This is a genomic window from Cohnella baijiui, from assembly GCF_020731285.1.
GTDB lineage: Bacteria > Bacillota > Bacilli > Paenibacillales > Paenibacillaceae > Cohnella.
The window spans coordinates 93,718-113,453 of record NZ_JAJFOW010000013.1 but is presented as its reverse complement, the minus strand read 5'-3'; the positions used below and the strand labels follow the sequence as shown (position 1 = coordinate 113,453).

The 19,736-nt window shown below is 48.3% G+C and carries 19 protein-coding genes; 17 read left to right on the top strand and 2 right to left on the bottom strand.

The window, feature by feature from the left end; all coding sequences use genetic code 11:
- Positions 1-280 precede the first annotated feature (280 nt).
- Together LKX83_RS14905 and LKX83_RS14900 are read left to right on the top strand one after the other, a co-directional pair.
- Entirely contained in the window at positions 281-3,277 is a 2,997-nt protein-coding gene (locus tag LKX83_RS14905) for an ATP-binding protein (RefSeq protein WP_227883069.1), read from the top strand.
- Positions 3,278-3,400: 123 nt separating this feature from the next.
- Positions 3,401-3,802 (top strand): DUF1259 domain-containing protein, encoded by a 402-nt coding sequence (locus LKX83_RS14900; RefSeq protein WP_227883068.1) that lies wholly within the window; start codon positions 3,401-3,403, stop codon positions 3,800-3,802.
- Between the two features lie 11 nt (positions 3,803-3,813).
- On the opposite strand, the gene LKX83_RS34380 is transcribed toward LKX83_RS14900, so the two are convergent.
- Together LKX83_RS34380 and LKX83_RS14890 are read right to left on the bottom strand one after the other, a co-directional pair.
- Entirely contained in the window at positions 3,814-3,978 is a 165-nt protein-coding gene (locus tag LKX83_RS34380) for a dihydrofolate reductase family protein (protein WP_370639083.1), read from the bottom strand.
- A gap of 60 nt (positions 3,979-4,038) precedes the next feature.
- Complete coding sequence (locus LKX83_RS14890) at positions 4,039-4,326, bottom strand: hypothetical protein (RefSeq protein WP_227883066.1); 288 nt, start codon at positions 4,324-4,326, stop codon at positions 4,039-4,041.
- Positions 4,327-5,109: 783 nt separating this feature from the next.
- Here LKX83_RS14890 and LKX83_RS14885 point away from each other — a divergent pair.
- The 15 genes from LKX83_RS14885 to LKX83_RS14815 all read left to right on the top strand — a co-directional run bounded on the left by LKX83_RS14885 (position 5,110) and on the right by LKX83_RS14815 (position 19,733).
- Positions 5,110-5,688 (top strand): RNA polymerase sigma factor, encoded by a 579-nt coding sequence (locus LKX83_RS14885; protein WP_227883065.1) that lies wholly within the window; start codon positions 5,110-5,112, stop codon positions 5,686-5,688.
- Entirely contained in the window at positions 5,672-6,451 is a 780-nt protein-coding gene (locus tag LKX83_RS14880) for a DUF4367 domain-containing protein (protein ID WP_227883064.1), read from the top strand. Before LKX83_RS14885 ends, LKX83_RS14880 begins: the two co-directional genes overlap by 17 nt.
- A 79-nt stretch (positions 6,452-6,530) precedes the next feature.
- Positions 6,531-6,965, top strand: a complete 435-nt coding sequence (locus LKX83_RS14875) for a hypothetical protein (protein WP_227883063.1) — start codon at positions 6,531-6,533, stop codon at positions 6,963-6,965.
- A 513-nt stretch (positions 6,966-7,478) separates the two neighbouring features.
- Positions 7,479-7,838: a mediterrocin family bacteriocin gene (locus LKX83_RS14870; RefSeq protein ID WP_227883062.1), complete on the top strand. Its 360-nt coding sequence runs from the start codon at positions 7,479-7,481 to the stop codon at positions 7,836-7,838.
- Between the two features lie 97 nt (positions 7,839-7,935).
- Complete coding sequence (locus LKX83_RS14865; RefSeq protein WP_227883061.1) at positions 7,936-9,921, top strand: DUF1430 domain-containing protein; 1,986 nt, start codon at positions 7,936-7,938, stop codon at positions 9,919-9,921.
- A complete protein-coding gene (locus tag LKX83_RS14860) occupies positions 9,918-10,526 on the top strand; it encodes an ABC transporter ATP-binding protein (protein WP_227883060.1) in 609 nt (202 codons plus the stop codon). The genes LKX83_RS14865 and LKX83_RS14860 overlap by 4 nt, the downstream gene beginning before the upstream one ends.
- Positions 10,523-10,999: a hypothetical protein gene (locus LKX83_RS14855; RefSeq protein WP_227883059.1), complete on the top strand. Its 477-nt coding sequence runs from the start codon at positions 10,523-10,525 to the stop codon at positions 10,997-10,999. The genes LKX83_RS14860 and LKX83_RS14855 overlap by 4 nt, the downstream gene beginning before the upstream one ends.
- A gap of 109 nt (positions 11,000-11,108) precedes the next feature.
- Complete coding sequence (locus LKX83_RS14850) at positions 11,109-11,672, top strand: NADPH-dependent FMN reductase (protein WP_227883058.1); 564 nt, start codon at positions 11,109-11,111, stop codon at positions 11,670-11,672.
- A gap of 33 nt (positions 11,673-11,705) precedes the next feature.
- On the top strand, positions 11,706-12,707 hold the full coding sequence (locus LKX83_RS14845) for a type I glyceraldehyde-3-phosphate dehydrogenase (protein WP_227883057.1): 1,002 nt from the start codon (positions 11,706-11,708) through the stop codon (positions 12,705-12,707).
- 368 nt (positions 12,708-13,075) lie between these two features.
- A complete protein-coding gene (locus LKX83_RS14840; protein ID WP_255654570.1) occupies positions 13,076-14,974 on the top strand; it encodes a methyl-accepting chemotaxis protein in 1,899 nt (632 codons plus the stop codon).
- Positions 14,975-15,171: 197 nt separating this feature from the next.
- Positions 15,172-15,885 carry a GntR family transcriptional regulator gene (locus tag LKX83_RS14835; RefSeq protein WP_227883055.1) on the top strand — a complete coding sequence of 238 codons (714 nt, stop codon included), beginning with the start codon at positions 15,172-15,174 and terminating at the stop codon, positions 15,883-15,885.
- 42 nt (positions 15,886-15,927) lie between these two features.
- Entirely contained in the window at positions 15,928-17,013 is a 1,086-nt protein-coding gene (locus tag LKX83_RS14830; RefSeq protein WP_227883054.1) for an ABC transporter substrate-binding protein, read from the top strand.
- A gap of 24 nt (positions 17,014-17,037) precedes the next feature.
- Positions 17,038-17,859: an ABC transporter permease gene (locus tag LKX83_RS14825; RefSeq protein ID WP_227883053.1), complete on the top strand. Its 822-nt coding sequence runs from the start codon at positions 17,038-17,040 to the stop codon at positions 17,857-17,859.
- Positions 17,860-17,861: 2 nt separating this feature from the next.
- A complete protein-coding gene (locus LKX83_RS14820; protein ID WP_227883052.1) occupies positions 17,862-18,647 on the top strand; it encodes an ABC transporter permease in 786 nt (261 codons plus the stop codon).
- A gap of 9 nt (positions 18,648-18,656) precedes the next feature.
- The gene (locus LKX83_RS14815) at positions 18,657-19,733 is read left to right on the top strand and encodes an ABC transporter ATP-binding protein (protein ID WP_227883051.1); all 1,077 of its coding nucleotides are present in this window, start codon (positions 18,657-18,659) and stop codon (positions 19,731-19,733) included.
- Positions 19,734-19,736: the final 3 nt, after the last annotated feature.

Genomic DNA, 19,736 nt, shown 5'->3' with positions numbered 1-19,736 from the left:
TGGGTTTGAAATCGACTCATGCGCGAGAGCGCATCGCTGTTGCGGCATCATTTAAACTATTAAGGTAGAGAAATCATTGGAAACAACCTGCTATAATGGGAATCGCAGCAAAGCCCGTTAAAGGAGAATCGTTCCCATGCAAAGCGGCGGTAAAGAGCGGATGAGGTTACAAAACCAGCGAATCAGATTCACGGTGATGACGGTTATGGTTATCGCATTTGTCGCCGCATTGGTCTTGCCTTTTGCTGGATCTTTATTCGACAAGTCCGGAGGACCCCAGGTGAAGGACGGCATACTGGACTTGCGGGATTGGAGCTTGGACAAGGACGGAGCCGTTCAGCTAAACGGTTCTTGGTTGTTTCACTGGGGGGAATTGCTTGAAACGGCCGATTCTTTGGGAACGGATCATTCGCAGGCGGATACGTTGGCTAAAGTACCGGGGGAATGGTCGCCATACGGGAAACCGGGACGCGGTTATGCGACCTATCGGCTGAAGGTCGTCAATGTCGGCGTTTCCGGTTCTCTTGGATTGCGAATCCCCGCAATCGCGCCGGCCTATAAAATGATCGTGGACGGACAAGTGATCGCGCAGGCAGGGACGGTAGGGACCGACCGGTCCGGCACGGTTTCCGCCTATCGGCCCCAAACGGTCGTTTTCAAGCCGCAGGGAGAATCATTCGATCTCCTTCTTCAGGTCGCAAATGAGATTTATCCCGCTGGCGGCATCTGGTTTAGCCTGACGCTCGGAACCGAACAACACATGCAGGATTCGAACACGCTGAAAACGATGGGCGACATGACCATGTTCGGAGCCAGCGCGTTAATCGGTTTCTACCAAATCGCCGTCTACTTGCTGCGCCGAGAAGAACGATCGACGCTGTATTTCGGCATCTGTTGCCTGTTAGGGGCCTGCCGCATATGGGTGATCGACGGCATTTATGTGGTTGATATTTTCCCGCATGTGGATATCCATACGATTATCAAGGTCGAGTATTTGACCTATTTCGGCGGAGTTACGGTGGCTTCATTGTTCGTGAAGGAACTGTACCCCAAGGAGTTCAACCGCACGGTTATCAATGCGATGGTTGGAATCGGCAGCGTATTCATCGGCGCAGTCATATTCCTTCCCGCCGAGATCTTTACATACCTCATCAACTATTTCAATCTCTTGTCGCTTGTCAGTTTGGCTTATTTCGTCTATGGATTCGGTCTGGCTTTACGGCGCGGACGCAGCGGAACGCTGCTTCAGTTGTTCGGCTGGCTTTCATTCTTGGGCGCGGTCTGCCATGACGTCCTGTCCAGCAATGGGCGAATCATCTGGATCGATGCGCCGCTCGGTCTGTACGGCTTCATCTTTCTCGTCTTTATGGAGTCGCTTGAATTGGCTCGCCGGTTTACGAATGCTTACCGGGTTATCGGAGCGATGTCGGAAGAGCTGATCGATTTGAACCGTATGAAGGATGAGTTTCTCGCCAACACTTCGCATGAACTGAAGACGCCGCTTCACGGGATCCTGAATCTGTCCTTGGCACTGAAGGAAGGGAAGTCCGGCCCTGTCAGCGGGGAACAACGCGAGCAGCTGGATGTCGTCGTAGGGGTCGCCCGCCGGATGTCCAATCTGATCAACGATATCCTGGATTTATCGCGGCTGAAGAACAGCGGCATCCAACTTGAATTGAAGCCGGTCGATGTTCGGGCCGTCATCTCGTCGCAGCAGGAGATTTTCCTCAACTATATCGGAGATAAGCCTGTGGCGTTGCGGCTAGAATGGCCGGAATCGCTTCCCGACGCACTGGCGGATGAAAGCCGGTTGCTCCAAATCGCGTACAACCTTATCGGCAATGCGATTAAATTCACGCCCGAAGGGGAGGTCAAGGTTACGGCGCGGTCTTCCGGAAATATGCTGAGCATCTCGGTCTCCGATACCGGCATCGGCATTGAAGCGAACAAGCTGGACGCCATCTTCCAGTCGTTCGAGCAATTGGGCACGTCCGTTGCCAGGGAATACGGCGGAGCAGGGCTTGGTCTCGGCATTGCCCGGCGTCTGATCGAATTGCACGGGGGCACGATTAACGTCGCTTCTGCGCCGAGTCAAGGCTCCGTATTCACGTTCACGCTGCCCGTGAGCGAAAGCAAAGCGGTGGCGCGTCCCCTTTCCCCGTTAACCGCCGACCTTGTCTCGCCCGACAGGCTTGGGATTCGGCAGGGCATATTGGAAACAGCCGCTGCGATTGCACCCGATAGCGTTGTGAAGCGGGAGCACTCGATTCTGGCCGTAGATGACGATCCGGTCAATCTCCGGGTTCTAAGAGCCATATTCGCGGACGAACCGTATGAGATCGTCACGGCGTCGAGCGGCATCGAAGCGTTGGAGCATTTGGCCAAAGACGGAAATGAAATCGGTCTGGTTATTCTGGACGTCATGATGCCCGGTTTATCGGGATACGAGACATGCAGGCGGATCCGCAAAGAGCACGCGCTGTCCGAATTGCCCATCCTGCTGACGACGGTAAGGAGCGGGCCTGACGACGTGATCTATGGGTTCGAGGTAGGAGCGAACGATTATTTGACCAAGCCGTTTCAAGCCTACGAGCTGCGGGCTCGCGCGCGCACCTTGCTGGAAATGAAGCGTTCGGCGGAGGAGGCGGTACGAACGGAGATGGCGTTCCTTCAAGCACAGATCAAACCGCATTTTCTGTATAACGCGCTCAATACGATCGTCTCCTTGACGCTGGATGAGCCGCAAACCGCCCATGATTTGTTGTTGTATCTCAGCCGGTATTTGCGCGGAAGCTTCGACTTCAAGAACAAAGAACGGCTCGTCCCGCTTCGCAAAGAGCTGGAGCTCGCCGAGGCTTATCTGAGAATCGAGCAAGCCCGGTTCGGCCGCCGTCTTAGGGTTCGTTATGAGGTGGACGAGGTTTCCGATTGCCTGCTGCCGCCTCTGACAGTGCAGCCCTTGGTGGAAAATGCCGTCAGGCACGGCTTGACGAAAAAGGAAGACGGGGGAACCGTCACGGTATCCGTACGCGCCGATGCCGAGAACATTGTGATCAGCGTCGAAGACGACGGAGTCGGGATGTCAGAGCCGGCGGAACGCATTCTTTCGAGAGATGGAGACGGGAACGGGGGCGGCGTCGGGCTAAGAAATATTCATCAGCGGATGCTTCGCCAATTCGGCAGCGGGCTTGAGATGGAGAGCGCGGACGGCAAGGGCACCAAGGCCACGCTGCGCATTCCTCGTGCGACGAAAACGCTAAAGGAGGGTCGCGTTTAAAATCAACGCAACGACAGGTCGATTCGTACGGCTGGGTATGCACTTACCCGGGAATAGACGACAAACCGGCTCAATCCTGCTCCTGCGCTCATACCATAAATGAATACAGGGGAGGGATGAAGGATGTCTGGTACCGGTTCGCTTTGCGAGCAGTTCTCAAGGATAATCGGAGGCGTGCCCGGCTTTGCCGGCGGGAAATGCGTCTCGACAATCAACCGAAACGAAATCAAGGCCACGATATTGGGGAAAAGATTCAGAGCAACATCCTCGTTTTCGTTCGAATCCTTCAATAAAAAAACAGGCAGAGCGCTTTGTTTAGGCAGGGCGGCGTTTTTAGAGAAAGAAGTCAATACATTCATAAAGGTCATTCGAAATCAAAATATAAAAGTTTCGTCCGTCCATAACGAATGGCTATTCGATCGACCCCGCTTGATTTATATCAATATTGAAGCCGTGGAAAGACCTCTTGATTTCGCAAGAAAAGTCAGGAAAGCGTTAGTCTCTGCTTCCAGATTGAACGGATGAGCGAGTTACGGTCAGACGATCACGCGGTAGTGAAGATGAACAACGCCGCTTCGGAAGCGGCGCTCGCCGAGCAGCTCGAGCCGCATGTGGAGGTTGTCCGGCAGTGCTCGCTTGCCTCCACCCAAGACGATCGGATTAACAAGCAGATGACACTCGTCGACCAGTCCCGCGCTCATCGCCTGCCCGGCAAGCTCGGGGCCGCCAATCGTCATGTCGGCTTCTGAGGACTCCTTCAGCTACCGAATTGCATCAGGATCGAATTCGCGCTCGATCCTCGTACTGGCGCTTGAAGCCGCCTGAAGCGTCCGGGAATACACGATCTTCTCTGCCGCTCGCCAGATCTGCGCGAATTCCCGCAATACCTCCGGTTGATCGCCGCCGGTGCTAGCCTTCTCCCAGTACACCATCGACTCGTACATCCGAAGCCCGTAGAGGTAGGTGCCAATTGGCCGCTGGAAGTCAGTCCAGAACGCATACGTCTCGTCATCGGAGATCGACCACTCAATACTGCCGCGGTTTTGCACGAGGATGGAATCCTCCTCTGGATCTGCCTGACGTACGAATCTTCGAAAACGCTCAAGCCATTCAGCAATCGCTGGACCGAAGCTTGACTAAAAAAGGGCCGTTGGCAGTGTGTTATTTCGAATATCGCGATGCTCCTGGAACCTGCGCCGGACCAGACTAGCGAATCGGTTCGATTCCAGATGGGGCATCTCCTCGCGTGGATGCAGCATCACTACAACGATCCCGGCGATGAAGTGTTGGTAAACAACGTTTTGGCGTATACAAAGGGATTTTGGAACGGTCTGTATACCTGTTACGACACGTCACATGTACCTCGAACGAACATTGACCATGAACGGTTCTTTCGCCAGACGAAAACGAAGCATCGCCGGATGACCGGCCGCCGCAGTTGGAACGATTACATCCTCAGCAGCGGCGAGTTCGTTGTGTTTCCTCTTTATGGTTGTGAGGATCTAGGCAATCATCACTTTACCAAATGAAGCGGCGTTTTTCTGTGTTCACAACCCACGTGTTTTCTGTTGCTTGCCTCGCCTTCATGAAAGCAATCCCACAACTGCACTCAAGGAGCGCATATCCATTCACCAGACCAGTGGAAACTTCCGAACGTTATTCGGGCTTTATTTCATAAATCTAATGTCATAGAGTGTTTCCGATAAATTGGTAGTATTTCTTTTTGTTGTAAACGCAATGAAGTACATAGATAATAGAGAGAAGTCGCAATTATCAATATCGTAGCACGAACAAGTTGCTAATTATTGTAGAAATATTCGGGGGTGTCAGAAATGTCTCTTCTATTCTTGACCATTCTGGAGGATGAAGATGATAAAGATTTCTTAATGAACTTGTATCAACTATATTATCCAGTAATGAAACAGAGAGCTTACACGATTATAAGGAATGACGCAGTCGTTGATGACCTCATTCAAGACGCCTTTATAAAATTGATTCCGAAAATTCCCCTTTTACGTTCACTGAATAGTTACAAAACAGTTTCATATATCGTTAATACAATGAAGCACATTTGCTTAGATTATATCCGAAAGGAATCACGGCGCGCCCAGCTTACCTATGCCGGTTCTACTGAAGATATTGCAGAACAGATTCCGGAACAGCAGGCAGCAACAGAAGAATCTTATATAAAGAACGAGGAATTTGAAACTTTAGGGCAAGCTCTGTTCCTTTTATCAGAAAGGGACAGAAACCTTCTATACTTCAAATATAATATGGAGCTTAGCGATAAGGAAATAGAATTATTGTTGGCTATTCCTGCACAGCATGTACGACAATACATAGCACGGGCCAGAAACCGTGTGTTTCATATCCTGTCCGAAGGAGGCAGACGCGGTGATCAAGAAAAATAAGCCAATGAATCAACAGGCTCTCCAAGATGAGTACGATGAAATTAAAATCAAAATCATCTTGACGCAATTTGCTGAACTGGAAGGCAAGAAGCTTCTCGAAGAAAATGAGGAACTGAATAAGGATTCCTTTTATCTTCCTTCTGAGAAAGCAAAGAAGAGATTCATCAAGGGAGTAAATCGTTATTTTTTAGTTCATCGCATCAGAAAAGTTGCAAGAGTTCTATTTCAAATTCGCTACCCTAAATTAGCTGTTATTATTCCAGTTATAATTATTCTTCTACTGACTACTTTTTTTAGCGTGGAGGCTCTAAGAGTAAGAATTTTGAATTTAATTATTCATGTGGAAAATGAATATACGGAGATACGGTTTGGAGAGGATTTGCAAGAAAAAACAGAACCCCAATTTAAAATCGAGTGGGACAATGCTTATGTGCCTACAAGGGTGCCGAAAGGGTATAAAATTGCAAATATCACGGAACATCAAACAATGAAAATGATCGAATATGTGAATGATAACGATAAAGGCTATATTTTGTTTCAACAGAATAGTGATAAAGGCGGAATGAATATAGATACAGAAGATGCCGATGAATGGGATACCACAACTATCCAAGGCGAAGATGGACTTGTTATACGTGAAAATAACCGAGTTACGGTAGTTTGGCAAAAACAAGATCAAATGTTTCTGATTATTGGAGAATCGAGCAGTCTCACTAAAAATGAGCTCATTAATATGGCAGAGAGTGTGAAGTTAAATCAATAATTTTCATCTTGAAGTGTTACAAAATACTTGTTCGGTCGTTTTCTATTTATGGATGGAATATAGCTAATGGAGGTATATTATGAAAAAAAATCAAGTCGCAGCATTTTTGGGTGCAGTGTTTTTGTTTCTTACTCCAAGTGCGATCGTTCAAGCAAGTAATGATTCGCCAATTACCAAAGATGAGGTAATTACCCCATTCTACGACTATATCTCTGCTGTGGGAGCTTCCATAGATATTGGGAGCTTAGGTAAAACAGCTTCCAGTGGCTTTGTTCATTATTCCGGCAATTATGATTCAACGCTAACTGTCGAACTTCAACGCTCAAAGGGGAACGGCTGGTCGACGGTAACATCTTGGAGCAAGTCGTTTACAGGGGGAGGGGTTCACAGCTTGGAAGAGAATTATTATGTCACGTCAGGCTATACTTATAGGGTGGTAGCCAAGGCTACAATAAAAAGCGGAAACACTGTTCTAGAAACAGCCTCCAGCACTTCTTCGGAAGTAACATATTGACCGGAAAAGACAAATAGGATCAAAACAGGGATTTAAAAATTGACAAGACAGGTTGTTACATTCTTCTGCATAAAACGTCGTTATTATTACAAGATGATCGGCTTGCGATAGTGAACTTAGAGCTCCTGCCTCTTTGATCCTGCTATGAAGATTAGAATGACTCCGCGCATGAGAGGAAAACCTTCAATCAAGTGGTTGTATCAAGACTATCAGGCATTTATTTTGTCTGATATCTTGTTGCAATAAATAAGAGTCGATTTCCAGGTGAACTTTGGAGGTGCAACTGGAAACCGACTTCGTGCGCTACTTACTTGGATATGCAAAGCAAGCAGCTAGAATCTATTATACATAAAAGAAGGCTTTGTCCATAGTAAGGAGTAGCTCAAACGGAGGGGAGGGTTTTTTTCTTCAAAAGCGATTGATGAAGCACTTGACGTGGATTGATTACGGGAAGATTCAAAAGGAATGGAATGGTCTATTATCATATTTCATTTTGGAAGGCGAGGGTATGATATGAAAAAAATCAAGGCAACAGCTCTTATTACAGCCGTACTGGTATTGGGCTCTGCACTATCGGCATTTTCGGCATCTGCTGCTTCCATTTCAGATTCTCGGAATGGTGCATCTAATTTTACAAAAGCATGGCAGCTAACAAAACCAACTCCGGACGGAAAAGGGAAAATGACTTACGGATTTAATAAATACGCAATTGACGAGGATTATACTTGGACAATTCATGACACAAATGGCACTACGGCCATCGTTACTAGAGGCGGAAGCGATAGCAGCTCTGACAGCGCTTCAGCGGGAAGCTGGGCCAAAATTGAAGTTACACATAATAATGTGATGGTTAAGTACGAGATGATCTATTAAAAATCTTTTTGGATCCAGCTTCAATACCATCCGAGTGTAAACAGGGCCAACTGTCCTGTATACACTCGGATCATCTTATTGAAGGGGCGTATAATGGTTGAAAAAAATAAAGTTCGTTATTAGTTTTATCCTGATATTATTTGGGTTTTTCGTTACTGGTGAGAGCTACCAATTGTACTTGGATAATTTTGAAACAGCCAGCTATAGCACTACGCTTTTCTTGAATGGATCTCCGAATAATACGGAACAAAAAATGGTCGAAGACATAACAAAAGCTGCTGAGCAAAATGGAGTTCAAGTATTTACTATTGTATCAGATGTGAAAAGTATGCTGCTAAGCGAACGTCGTATTTATGGGACCGCGGGAGCAGATGAATATATACAGGATCATTTCCAGATTCATGAAAAAAGCTACCCTAGTTTACTGTCTGGAACAAAAAATGTTGTTTTTCATCCATTAGAAGACCTTATAGATCATGAAGATTTGACGAACATCTCCCAATACTACCTAATTGGGGATAAGGATGATATTTATAATTTTAAAGATAGTTTAAATGGTATTTATGCAGGGAATTTTCCCCAAGAAGGCTATGATAGTTCGGGGAAGGTAAATATATTTTTGATTTGGTTTCTTATCTCAATCATGCTGCTGTTTTTATCCTATTACGATGTCATTTTGCAAAAAAAAGAAAGCTATATTCGAATTTCTTTGGGAGAGCGAACAAGCTCCATTATTTTAAAGAATATAACTTTGGATACGCTCATGTATTCCGTTGTGTTTTTAGTGACATTCCTTACCCTTCAATACAATACAAGCACGTTTTTTCACTTGAAAATTTCTTTTGGTATATTCATATGCATGTTGTTTTTCAATGCGCTATTATATCTCACTCTCTATTTTTACAATATAAAAGAAGCACTAGCGAATACAAAAAGCTCGAAAAAATTATTAATTTTGAATTACTCTTTAAAAGTCTTCAGTGTAATGATTTCATTAACGGTTGTATCCAGTAATATTGCAGTTGTAGTCGAAGGCATACAATTTTATCAACAGCGTTCCTTTTTTAAAGAACATGCCGAATATTTTTATGTAAAAATGCAATATAGTCTTGCACAGAACCGGAATGATGACCACTCCTTCGAAGACTCCTTATTAATTACGGAAACGTTTTACCGCAAGTTTTTCAAAGATTTTGATGCGACACAACTCATTACTTCTGGCGTTTTAGGCAACAATGTCATGCTTGCAAATCAAAATAGCCTAACCTACTTGAAAGAGAATATAGATGAACTCAGTTTGATTAATCCACAAAAAGAACTATATTTTATTTTACCCTATCACCTAAAGAACGATTCGAATCTCATCAGCCAATTGAAAAATAGTTATGAATTAGTCGAACAAAATGAGTTCCAGTATAACTACGATATTATCTTTTATAAGGGAAATCCAAAGATAATTTGTATAGATGAATTTTCATTGAATGGAAGTTTTTATATGGAAAGTCCGATTATTGTTTATAACAATATGGACTTAAGTCAAACTGTGGATTCGGCAAATGCCAGTCATTTCCGTTGGGAGTATGCTCATGATATTTTGTATAAACTTTCTCCTGACCAACTAGCCAGTTATATTGCTGAACATAGTTCAGAAAACAATAAGCTTCATTACCAATTAACCAATGCACTTGAGAAATATGAATATCAGTGGAGCATCATGAAGAGAACGTTGTACTTGAATACGATTTTGACTATATTAATTCTATTTTTGGAGTTCATTATTATTACGACAATCCTTCGTTTAGAATATGAAGTGAATGCGATAGAACTAAGTGTTAAGAAGATATTGGGGTATACAGTTTGGCAAAAAAACCGAAAGATTTTACTCATTACCCTAATCCCTACGTTTTTAGGAATTATCGCAGCATTGATTTTAAGAATGTTTACCGATACGGAACATTATTATTCATATCTGATTTATGGAAGTCTTATTATAGTGGCCTTCGAACCTCTGATTATCTTGTCCTATATACGAAAGCTTGAAAGAGCTAGTGTGCAAAAAATATTAAAGGGGGGGAGTCTATGATAGAGATCGATAAAGTGTCGAAATCTTTTGAAGGCAAAGTCTTATTTTCCAATTTGAATTTAAAAATAGAAAAAGGTGAGTTCGTTATTTTCTCTGGCCCTAGCGGATGTGGGAAAACAACTCTTCTCAATATGATCGGAGCCATAGAACCGATTGATAGCGGTGAAATTCTTGTAGATAGACTTAATATACAAAAAAGAAAAAACCAATTGCACTACTTCAAATTTAAATTGGGTCTTCTTTTTCAAAGTTTCGCGCTTGTTGAAAATAAGACCGTGAAAGAAAATCTGAATTTTGTTCGTAAAGAATGCCAATCGGGAATATCCATCGAGCAGGCTTTGGAAATGGTCGGAATAGGGGATAAGCTAAATAAAAAAGTATACACATTATCCGGAGGGGAGCAGCAGCGGGTTGCCTTAGCAAGATTAATGATAAAAAAATGCGATATCATTTTAGCAGATGAACCAACAGGTTCGCTTGACCAAAAAAATGCAGAAGCTGTATTGGAAATTATTAAGCAGCTCCATTCCCAAGGAAAAACGGTGATTATGGTGACTCATGACGAAGAATTAAAAAAGAAAGGGGATCGGATCATCCAATTATGAAAATGACGCAGAAGAAAAAAGCGCTTTTTGTTGTTTGTGGGATTTTGATTTTGGGCTTTGCAATTTGGAATTTGTTGTGGATTGCTTTTGTATCTGTTAAGTACAAGCCTTATACAGAGACTGTTCCAAAGGACAAATATGGTATCTATTCGACTATGGATTCTGACGGCTATAGCTTTAACGTGAAAAAACCTGGTTATTTAAGCTTTACTGGGAATTTGGGCTCTGTCGACCCAGATGACGTTTGTTCTTTAATCGTTTGGCCGAAAGTGTTCGGTGGATATGAATACGGGTTACGAATACTGGTTAATAGCGGTGGTTATGAAATAATGGTAGACGCTAATGGTAATCCCATTCGGCAAGATAGCCAAAGCAATAAAGAATTTGAGGAAATAGTTGAAGTCGTTCAAAACAATAAAGAGCGTATTCAAAAAATATTTGGCAAGGCAAATACGCAGTGGGATTTAATCTGACGCGGAGATTCAGGCTGCCGTAGAATAGGACCCCTTCTATTCAAAGCGATGGAATCTATTATACAATGGAACGAGAATGATTCTTCATTTTTTGAGGAGGAGGGCTAAATTGAAAAGAATAGGAATCATTGTCGGTAGTTTAAGGGAAAATTCGTTTAATCGAATGATTGCGAATACGATCCCTGAACTCGTTGATTCCGCGAAATATGAATACATTTCGATTGGGAATCTTCCCTTGTATAACGCGGATTTGGATCGTGGAGAAGAGCTGGACGCTGTTGTGCATTTCCGTGAGGCGATTCAAAGATCAGATGGCATCATCATCGTGAGCCCGGAGTATAACTCGGGTATACCGGGCGTACTGAAAAATGCACTGGACTGGGCATCGACGCCAACCAAAACATCCGTCCTCATTCATAAGCCTGTAGGCGTGGTAGGTGCAACGCCCGGCGCAAAAGGAACGATTCTGTCGCAGCAGCAAATTAGGCAAACGTTGGACGCCACCCAGTGCTATGTTTTGCCGTCTCAAAAAATGTATATCTCTCAAGTGATGGATAAGATTGATTCAGATTCTCGCAAGCTCACAGATGAAACGACCCGCAAATATCTGCATCGTTATATACAATCGTTTATTCAGTGGATCGACCAGGTACAACGGCTGAGCGAGCAATAAAGATACCCTATCAAAAAGGATATGGAGGCTATTATGGGTAAAATTGCGGTTTTTGGATTTGGACGTATCGGAAGACAGCTTCTTCGGTCGGCGCTGCAGCAAAATTTGTTTGTCCCCTTTTCCATCTCGGATATTAAAGATGAAGCTACGCTTGCCGCGCTTTTTGAAGTGGACACCAATTACAAACGTTGGCATGAGCACGTATCGGCACAAGAAGGCGCAATCGTGATCGGCGACCGGGAGATTCGGTATATCAATTCGGCCGGCGAATTGCCCAATTGGGGCGAGTTAGGCGTTGACCTGGTTATTGATTGTACCGGTCGTGCCGTTACGCGATCGGTAGCTGAGCTGCACTTGGAGCGCGGCGCCAAACGGGTGCTTGTAAGCGGTCCGAGCAAAACGCTGGAAGACTGCGACGCTGTATTGTTGAAAGGAATCAATCTGGAAACCTTCGATCCCGATAAGCATAAAATCATTAGCATGGCGAGCTGTACGACGAATGCCCTTGCGCCCGTAGTCAAATTGGTCAGAGAAAACTATGGCATTCAATACGGCTTATTTTCCACTGTCCACTCTTATACGAACACGCAATCGTTAACGGATCAGCCGATGAAGGACCGCCGGGATTCATGGGCCGCCGCCGAGAATATCATTCCGTCGTCTTCGGGTGCTGCTAAAGCTCTCAAATTCATTTGGAGCGACCTGCAAATCACAGGCAAAGCCTACCGGATTCCGACCCGTACCGGAAGCATTGCCGAACTAAACCTGATCACCGAAAAACGGTGCACCGTCCAAGAGATCAACGACATGTTTCGCGAAGCCTCGAGAGAAGGCGAGTTGAAAGGCGTTCTTGATGTTTTGGAGGGAGAATGGGCTTCGTCCCGAATTGTAGCCGATCCGCATTCTTCGATTATTGACCTGCCTCTAACCCAGGTACAGGGTGAACTGTTATCCGTTGCTACCTGGTACGATAACGAATGGGGTTATGCTTCGCGGTTGGCTGAGGTAGCCGCTTATCTTGCGGCAAAATCATAATAGGGTTCATATCCGATATCCATTGCGCCTGCGGAGTCCCGCAGGCGTTTTTTTTGCATTTTGCCGCTAAAGTCGAATTGACGGCGTTTTCATGATATTTATAGCCCAATACAGTCAAAACCGACCATGAAAATGTTTTGAAAATGGCCGATATATGGGGAATAAACCACACTAACATGACTACTAAGGAGAGACCGACTTTGCCCCCTTCATCGACTGCTAAAAAATTACCCTCGCTGAATCTTTCATCTCTGAAGGTCAAACTGCCTATCCTCATTTGCTTGCTCGTTATCATCTCGCTGGCAATTACAAGCTTCATCTCTTACTCGCTCTCTTCCAAAATCGTATTAGGCAAGAGCATGGATGAGATGACCGCTCAATCGGATCGAATAGGCGAAAGCCTGCTTGCCGCCATGCAATTGGAATGGCAATCCGTTTATTTGCTCTCCGTTCAAGGTTCGTTCAAGGATCTGCTGAAGCTTAGCAATAACGGGACGATGACGGAGAGCGAGTTCTTCTCCGAGAGCAACGCGTCGCTCGCAATGGCGAACCGGCGGCTGACTGATAGTCTGGAAGGGATGCCGGGCATCGACAGCTTGGTCATCCTCAACAACAAGGGCAAAGTCATCGCCAGCAGCAATCCGCAGTCGCTAAAGCTCGATCTGAAGGAGCGCTCCTACTTTACCGAAGGCATGAAGGGCCATGCCTACATCAGCGAAGCGCTGAAAGCCAAGTCGACGGGCAACCTGATAACGGCGTTTGCCCAGCCAATCCTTGACGAGAGCGGCCATGTGATCGGTATCGCCAACGCGTCGGTCAACACCTCGTTCTTCGTCGACAAGCTCAAGAATTTCCAGCTAAACAAGCAAGGGAAGCTCTTTATCATCGATAGGCTCGGCACGGTTGTCTATCACTCGAGCAATCCCGAGTTGGCCGGCAAGCCGCTCGAAGCCTCGATTTACGAGCCGTTCTGGAAGAAGGCCTCGACTGCTACGATCGAGACGGGAAAGGTCGATACTGACGAAGCGTACGCCCGGTATTCCAAAATCCCGAATTCCGACTGGACGGTCGTCGTCGAGGATTCTTACGATGATTTGCGCAAGCCGCTACAAATGATGATGGTCCGGATGGTTCTGGTCACCGTGGTCGCGGTGATCGTCGCCGCAGCCGTCGGCTTCTTCATCTCCCGGACAATCACGAACCCGATCGTGAAGCTGAACGGCCTCTTCAAGCAGCTCTCCTCCGGAGACCTGACCGTCGTATCGAACAAGCGGTACGGCGGCGAATTTGGCGACCTGGCCCTCAGCTTTAACGCGATGGCTGAGAATAATCGCCGACTTATCGCCGGGATGAACCATTCAATCGAGATTCTGGACAGAAGCACGAACGAATTGGAGCAATCGTCCAAACGTACGGCGAAGTCGATCGACGAGACGTCCGCGACGACGGCCGAGATCGCCAAGGCAATGGAAACGCAGTCGAACGAGACTGAGAGCATGGTCGACAAATTCTCCGAGCTCGGCGGGAAGATCGGCGTCGTAACCGGGAAATCGCGTATTGTCAAGGAGAAGGCGGACGAGATCACGGGCGAATTCCATGCCAACAAGGAAGTCATCGAAGGGTTGATAGAGAGCAACCGGAGGAATGAAACCGAAGTCGGGAAAATATCGGAGCTCACTGAACGCCTCACGGAAAGCTCCACCAGCATTGGTCAGATCTCGGAAACAATCGCGGAGATCGCAAATCAGACGAAGCTTCTCGCGCTGAACGCCTCCATCGAGGCCGCGCGGGCGGGCGAGCAGGGACGCGGCTTCGCCGTCGTCGCCGCCGAGATCCGCAAGCTGGCGGACCAGACGTTCCAGCAATCGAACGGGATCAGCGAAATCATCGGCCTCGTGGTCAAGCAGGTCGAGGACAGTTACGAGAGCGTGCGGGAGATTTCGGCGCTATCCGAGCTGCAGAATGACTATGTCGCAAGAACGGAGCAATCGTTCGAGGCGGTCTTCGACAACGTAAGCGCGATTCTCGTGGAGATTCGCACGATGGCGGACGAGCTCGCGAGCATCGACCGCTACAAGGACGACGTACTCGAGTCCGCTCAGATGCTGTCCGCGACGGGTGAAGAAGTGTCGGCGTCCGTGGAGGAAGTGACCGCCACCGCGCAAGAGCAATCGGGCATGGTTCAGCAACTCGCGGCCATGGTGACGACGATTGACGGGCTGACGAAGGAGCTCGCCGCTTCCGCTTCCAAGTTCAAAACCGAATAATTCGCCAAAGAGTCGCTTCGCGGGAGTCAAATCACCCGCCGGGCGGCTTTTTTGCATACTTTGCGGCGACTAAATGCTTGAAAAAGGCGGATCAAAATGAGCCTTGCCAGCTTAGGAAATTCCTGCTAACATCAACTTGTACACATAAGTGTACATCTCACCATGAATAAGACAGCGGCTAAAGGGGGGTGATTTCCATGTTGGACAAGAACGATTTCGCGCCTCTCTACATTCAGCTTCACCGAATGCTGAGAGGGAAGATTCTGAGCGGTGAATACAAGCAAGGAGAAGCCATCCCCTCCGAGACGGAAATGATGAAGATTTTCCAGACGACCCGGGGAACGATCCGCAACGCGATCAGTTTGCTGGTCTCCGAAGGATTGGTCGAACAGATTCGGGGAAAGGGAACCTTCGTCCGCCTAACTCCGCTGAATTACAGCATTTTGAATTTCGGCGGATTCACGGACTATTTGAAGAGCCGCAATGAAGTGGCGGTATCGCGGATCCTGGAACAGAAAACGGTCCATTTGGACGGCAAAGACTATTTCAAGCTCGTCCGGGCCAGGGGAGTCAAGAAAGAGGAAGCCGTTCTATATTTGACCATCGACACCTCCTATCTGCCCGTATCCTTGTTCTCCGGCCTGGACAGCCACGATTTTGAGGAAGAATCGCTCTACCAAGTTCTAAGGGACAAGTACCGCGTTTATCCGAGCCGTACCGAGATTTCGCTGTCGCCGACCGCGATCCATGACAAGGTAAGGGAAATCCTGCAGGTCGACAAGAAGGAGACGGCGCTGCTGAAGGCGGAAGGGGTCGTGTTCGATCAGAACGGCGTCGAGATCGAGAAAGTGTCGGTCATCTATAACTCGAACGTCAATTTCAAAATCATGACGAATATGAATCGGGTTTAAGCAACCTGAGCAATCGTTGAAACCACTGGGGAGGGTTATGGAATGAAGAAGAGAATAGCGGGTTTGCTGGTCATTGCTTCTATGCTTACGGTAAGCGCTTGCGGCGGCAAGTCGAACAATGAAGGGGCGTCGTCGTCTCCCGCGAAAGGCGAGACGAAAACGCTGAACGTCGTGAACTGGAAAAGCTACGGATCCGACGATCCCGAGGTCGTCAAAGAATTCGAGGAGAAATACAACGTCAAGGTCGTCCATCAATACATGGCGTCCGAAGAAGAGCTGTTGACCAGACTGAGAACCAGCAAGGAAGGCGATCTCGATGTTGTCCTGCCCAATGCTTCCATCCTGCCCGTCGCCATCGGCGATGGACTGCTGGAACCGATCGACACGGCCAAGCTAGCCAACTACTCTTCCATTTATGAGCCGTTCAAGAATATCCCCGAGAACGCGAAGGACGGCCAGGTGTATGCCGTACCGTGGGTATGGGGATCCACAGCGATCGCCTACAACCCGGAGACGATCAAAACGCCGATCGACTCCGTTCAGGTGTTCTGGGACGAACAATATAAAGGCAAAATCGCATTCCGGGACGACTTCAACGATGCGATCATGACGGCCGCCCTGGCTTTGGGGCAAGATCCCAACCATCCGTCCGATCTGGACGCGATCAAGCAAAAGCTGATTGAGCAGAAGCCGCTGAACCGGACCTATTGGAAAACCGGAGACGAATTCTCCAAGCTGTACACCGGGAAGCTGGCAGACATCGGTTTGATGTGGAGCGGCCAGACGGCATCCATGAAGAAGGAAGGACAGACGATCAAATACGTGATCCCCAAAGAGGGAGCGATCGGCTGGATCGACAACTGGGCGATCGTCAAAGGCTCCAAGAACGTCGATCTCGCCCATCAATTCATCGACTTCATGATCGACCGCAAATTCCAGGAATCTTGGGTGAACAAAGGCGGTCCCGCGCCGGTCAACAAAGAAGTGGGCAACAATCTGGACCCGGCGTTCGTGGAAGAAATGGGATTGGACGAGAAAACCATCGGCAAATTGAAATTCATTGCCTACCACACGGACGAAGAGAAGCGGAAATGGAACGAGCTGTGGCTGGAAGTTAAATCCCACTGAGTCACGACTGGGGAGTGAGCTCGTTTGGATAGAAAGATATGGTTAATGAGTCCGGCCGTATTCCTGCTCCTGTGTTTCTGCGTGGTTCCACTCTTCATCATGGTGTACTACAGCTTTCTTAGCGACGGGACCGGCGGTCATTGGACGGTACAGAACTATATGGATTTTTTCCAGAAGGACATTTATCTGAAGCTGACCTGGAAGACGGTCAAGATGAGCTTCTACGTTACGGTGATCAGCCTGCTCATTAGTTATCCGATGGCATACGTGATGGTGAGCATCATTCAAGGCGGCAAAAACATGCTGCTCATGGCCATTATCATCCCTTTCTGGACGAGTCAGCTCGTCCGGGCGTATTCCTGGCAGAACCTGCTTCGGGATGGAGGCTTGTTGGAGATCGGGTTGCGCAAGCTCCATCTCATCGGTTCCGGTCCGCTTGGTCTCATGTTCACCTCCACCGCGGTGATCATCGCGATGGTCCATATTTTCTTTCCTTATATGGTCATCACGATCTACATGTCGCTCGAAAAGGTGGACGGCGCCCTGGTGGAGGCTTCGAAGAGCCTGAAGGCAGGACCGCTGACCACGTTCCGACGCATCGTGCTGCCGCTTAGCAAGCCCGGCATCATTTCCGGATGCATCCTCGTGTTCGTGCCGAGTCTCGGGGTGTTCGTCGAACCCCGAATCCTCGGCGGCACGCAGGGAACCGTCATCGGGACGGTGATCGAAGACCAATTTTTCGAGATCTACGGTTGGAACTTCGGGGCGGCTGTCTCCTTTATTCTATTGGCGATCATTCTTCTCTCCATGGCCGTACTCTCCCGATTCGCCAAAGAGGAGGCGTAGCGATGCTAAAGAAAGGAATCGGTTGGACGTACGCTGCTCTTGTTATGCTTTTTCTCTACGCGCCCATCCTCGTCTTGATGGCGATGTCGTTTAACGCTTCCAAGTACAACGCGCTGCCGTTCGAATTCAGCATGCGGTGGTATCGGGAGCTCGCCGGCAACGACAAGCTGATCGACGCCACGCTGACCAGCGTCTATATCGCGGCTGGCACCGCGGTCATCTGCGTCGTGCTGGCCACCATGCTGATGCTCTGGGCCGTGCGGACGAATTCGAAGCTCAAGCGCTGGATCGATTCGCTCGTGATTCTGCCGTTGACGATTCCTTGGCTGATCTTGGGCTTGTCCTTGCTGCTTCTGGTTAGCGCGGCGGGGATCGACAAGAACTTCATGGTGTTGCTGATCGGGCACGTCGTCGTCTCCTTGCCGTATGCGGTATTGGTCATCAAGGCCAGGCTGCAGAGCATGGATCTGACGATTAACGAAGCGTCGGCGAGCTTGGGCGCCAACGAGTGGACGACGGTCCGGCGAATTACGCTGCCCTTGCTGTTTCCGGCCATGCTGGCGGGGGGCTTTCTGGCCTTCGTGATCTCGTTCGACAACTTCATTCTCTCGTATTTCCTGATTCCCGGCGGATCCAGCACATTGCCGATCGAGATCTACTCGTCCATCAAGTTTGGATTTACGCCGGAGATCAATGCGGTATCGACCGTCATGCTGACCGCAACCACCTTATTGATCGTGCTGATTGCGACCATCATGAGATCTTCGCTCAAATTCTTTCTGAAGTAGGAGGCTGCGATGGCCTATCTAGAGATCAACCGGCTGACGAAATCTTTTCACGGGAACCGGGTGCTGGACCGAATCGACATTTCACTCGAGAAAGGCACTTTCTTGTCCCTGCTCGGACCTTCCGGCTGCGGGAAAACGACGACCATGCGGATGGTGGCGGGTTTCGAAAGTCAAGACGAAGGGACGATCTCGATCGGAGGCCAATCGATCGATTCGCTGCCTCCCTATAAACGAAACATCGGCATGGTGTTCCAAAGCTATGCGCTGTTTCCCCACATGTCCGTCGCCCAGAACGTCGCCTACGGATTGGAGCAGCAGCGGTTGTCCCGCGGGGATATCCGCAAGGAAGTGGCGAATGCGCTCGAGATGGTCCAGTTGACGGGTTATGAGCAGCGAAAACCGAAACAGCTGTCGGGCGGACAGCAGCAGCGCGTCGCCCTGGCCAGAGCGCTCGTGACGAAGCCGTCCTTGCTCCTGCTGGACGAGAGTTTAAGCGCGCTGGACAAAAACTTGAGATCCGCCATGCAGATCGAGCTCCGCATGATCCAGAAGGAGATCGGGATCACGACGATCTTTGTAACGCACGATCAGGAAGAGGCCATGACGCTGTCCGACTGCATCGCGGTCATGAGAGCCGGCCGGATCGAACAAATCGGCTCGCCTCACGAGGTCTACGAACGTCCCGCGAATACGTTCGTAGCCGGCTTCGTCGGACAGTCCAACTTCCTCAAAGGGGCCTTGGAGGAAGTTGGCGAAGGCAGAGCACGCTTGGTCTTAGGCAACGGGAATAGCCTGTTTGTGCCTTTTACGGCTACCGGCTCCGCATACCCGCAAGGGACCGAAACGATTCTGTCCGTCCGACCGGAGAAGATTCGTCTGACAAGGGACACATCCGCGCAGACCGGGATGAAAGGAACGATCAAGTTCATCACCTATGTCGGCAGCACGTTCACTTATCTCGTCGAGGCGTTGGGACAAGAGTTGAAGGTTCAGCGGCAGAACGATTCGAACGATCACAGTTTTCGGCAGGGTGAGGATGTTTGGCTGGCATGGAACGCCGAGCACCAAACCCTGCTTGCGGAGTGATCG

Coding starts and splice junctions, on each gene's coding strand:
- LKX83_RS14870 (WP_227883062.1), top strand. CDS start 7,479: ATGAAAAAAATCAAGGCAACAGCTCTTATTACAGCCGTACTGGTATTG.
- LKX83_RS14900 (WP_227883068.1), top strand. CDS start 3,401: ATGTCTGGTACCGGTTCGCTTTGCGAGCAGTTCTCAAGGATAATCGGA.
- LKX83_RS14860 (WP_227883060.1), top strand. CDS start 9,918: ATGATAGAGATCGATAAAGTGTCGAAATCTTTTGAAGGCAAAGTCTTA.
- LKX83_RS34380 (WP_370639083.1), bottom strand. CDS start 3,978: ATGAGCGCGGGACTGGTCGACGAGTGTCATCTGCTTGTTAATCCGATC.
- LKX83_RS14875 (WP_227883063.1), top strand. CDS start 6,531: ATGAAAAAAAATCAAGTCGCAGCATTTTTGGGTGCAGTGTTTTTGTTT.
- LKX83_RS14835 (WP_227883055.1), top strand. CDS start 15,172: ATGTTGGACAAGAACGATTTCGCGCCTCTCTACATTCAGCTTCACCGA.
- LKX83_RS14840 (WP_255654570.1), top strand. CDS start 13,076: ATGACCGCTCAATCGGATCGAATAGGCGAAAGCCTGCTTGCCGCCATG.
- LKX83_RS14885 (WP_227883065.1), top strand. CDS start 5,110: ATGTCTCTTCTATTCTTGACCATTCTGGAGGATGAAGATGATAAAGAT.
- LKX83_RS14845 (WP_227883057.1), top strand. CDS start 11,706: ATGGGTAAAATTGCGGTTTTTGGATTTGGACGTATCGGAAGACAGCTT.
- LKX83_RS14815 (WP_227883051.1), top strand. CDS start 18,657: ATGGCCTATCTAGAGATCAACCGGCTGACGAAATCTTTTCACGGGAAC.
- LKX83_RS14820 (WP_227883052.1), top strand. CDS start 17,862: ATGCTAAAGAAAGGAATCGGTTGGACGTACGCTGCTCTTGTTATGCTT.
- LKX83_RS14830 (WP_227883054.1), top strand. CDS start 15,928: ATGAAGAAGAGAATAGCGGGTTTGCTGGTCATTGCTTCTATGCTTACG.
- LKX83_RS14855 (WP_227883059.1), top strand. CDS start 10,523: ATGAAAATGACGCAGAAGAAAAAAGCGCTTTTTGTTGTTTGTGGGATT.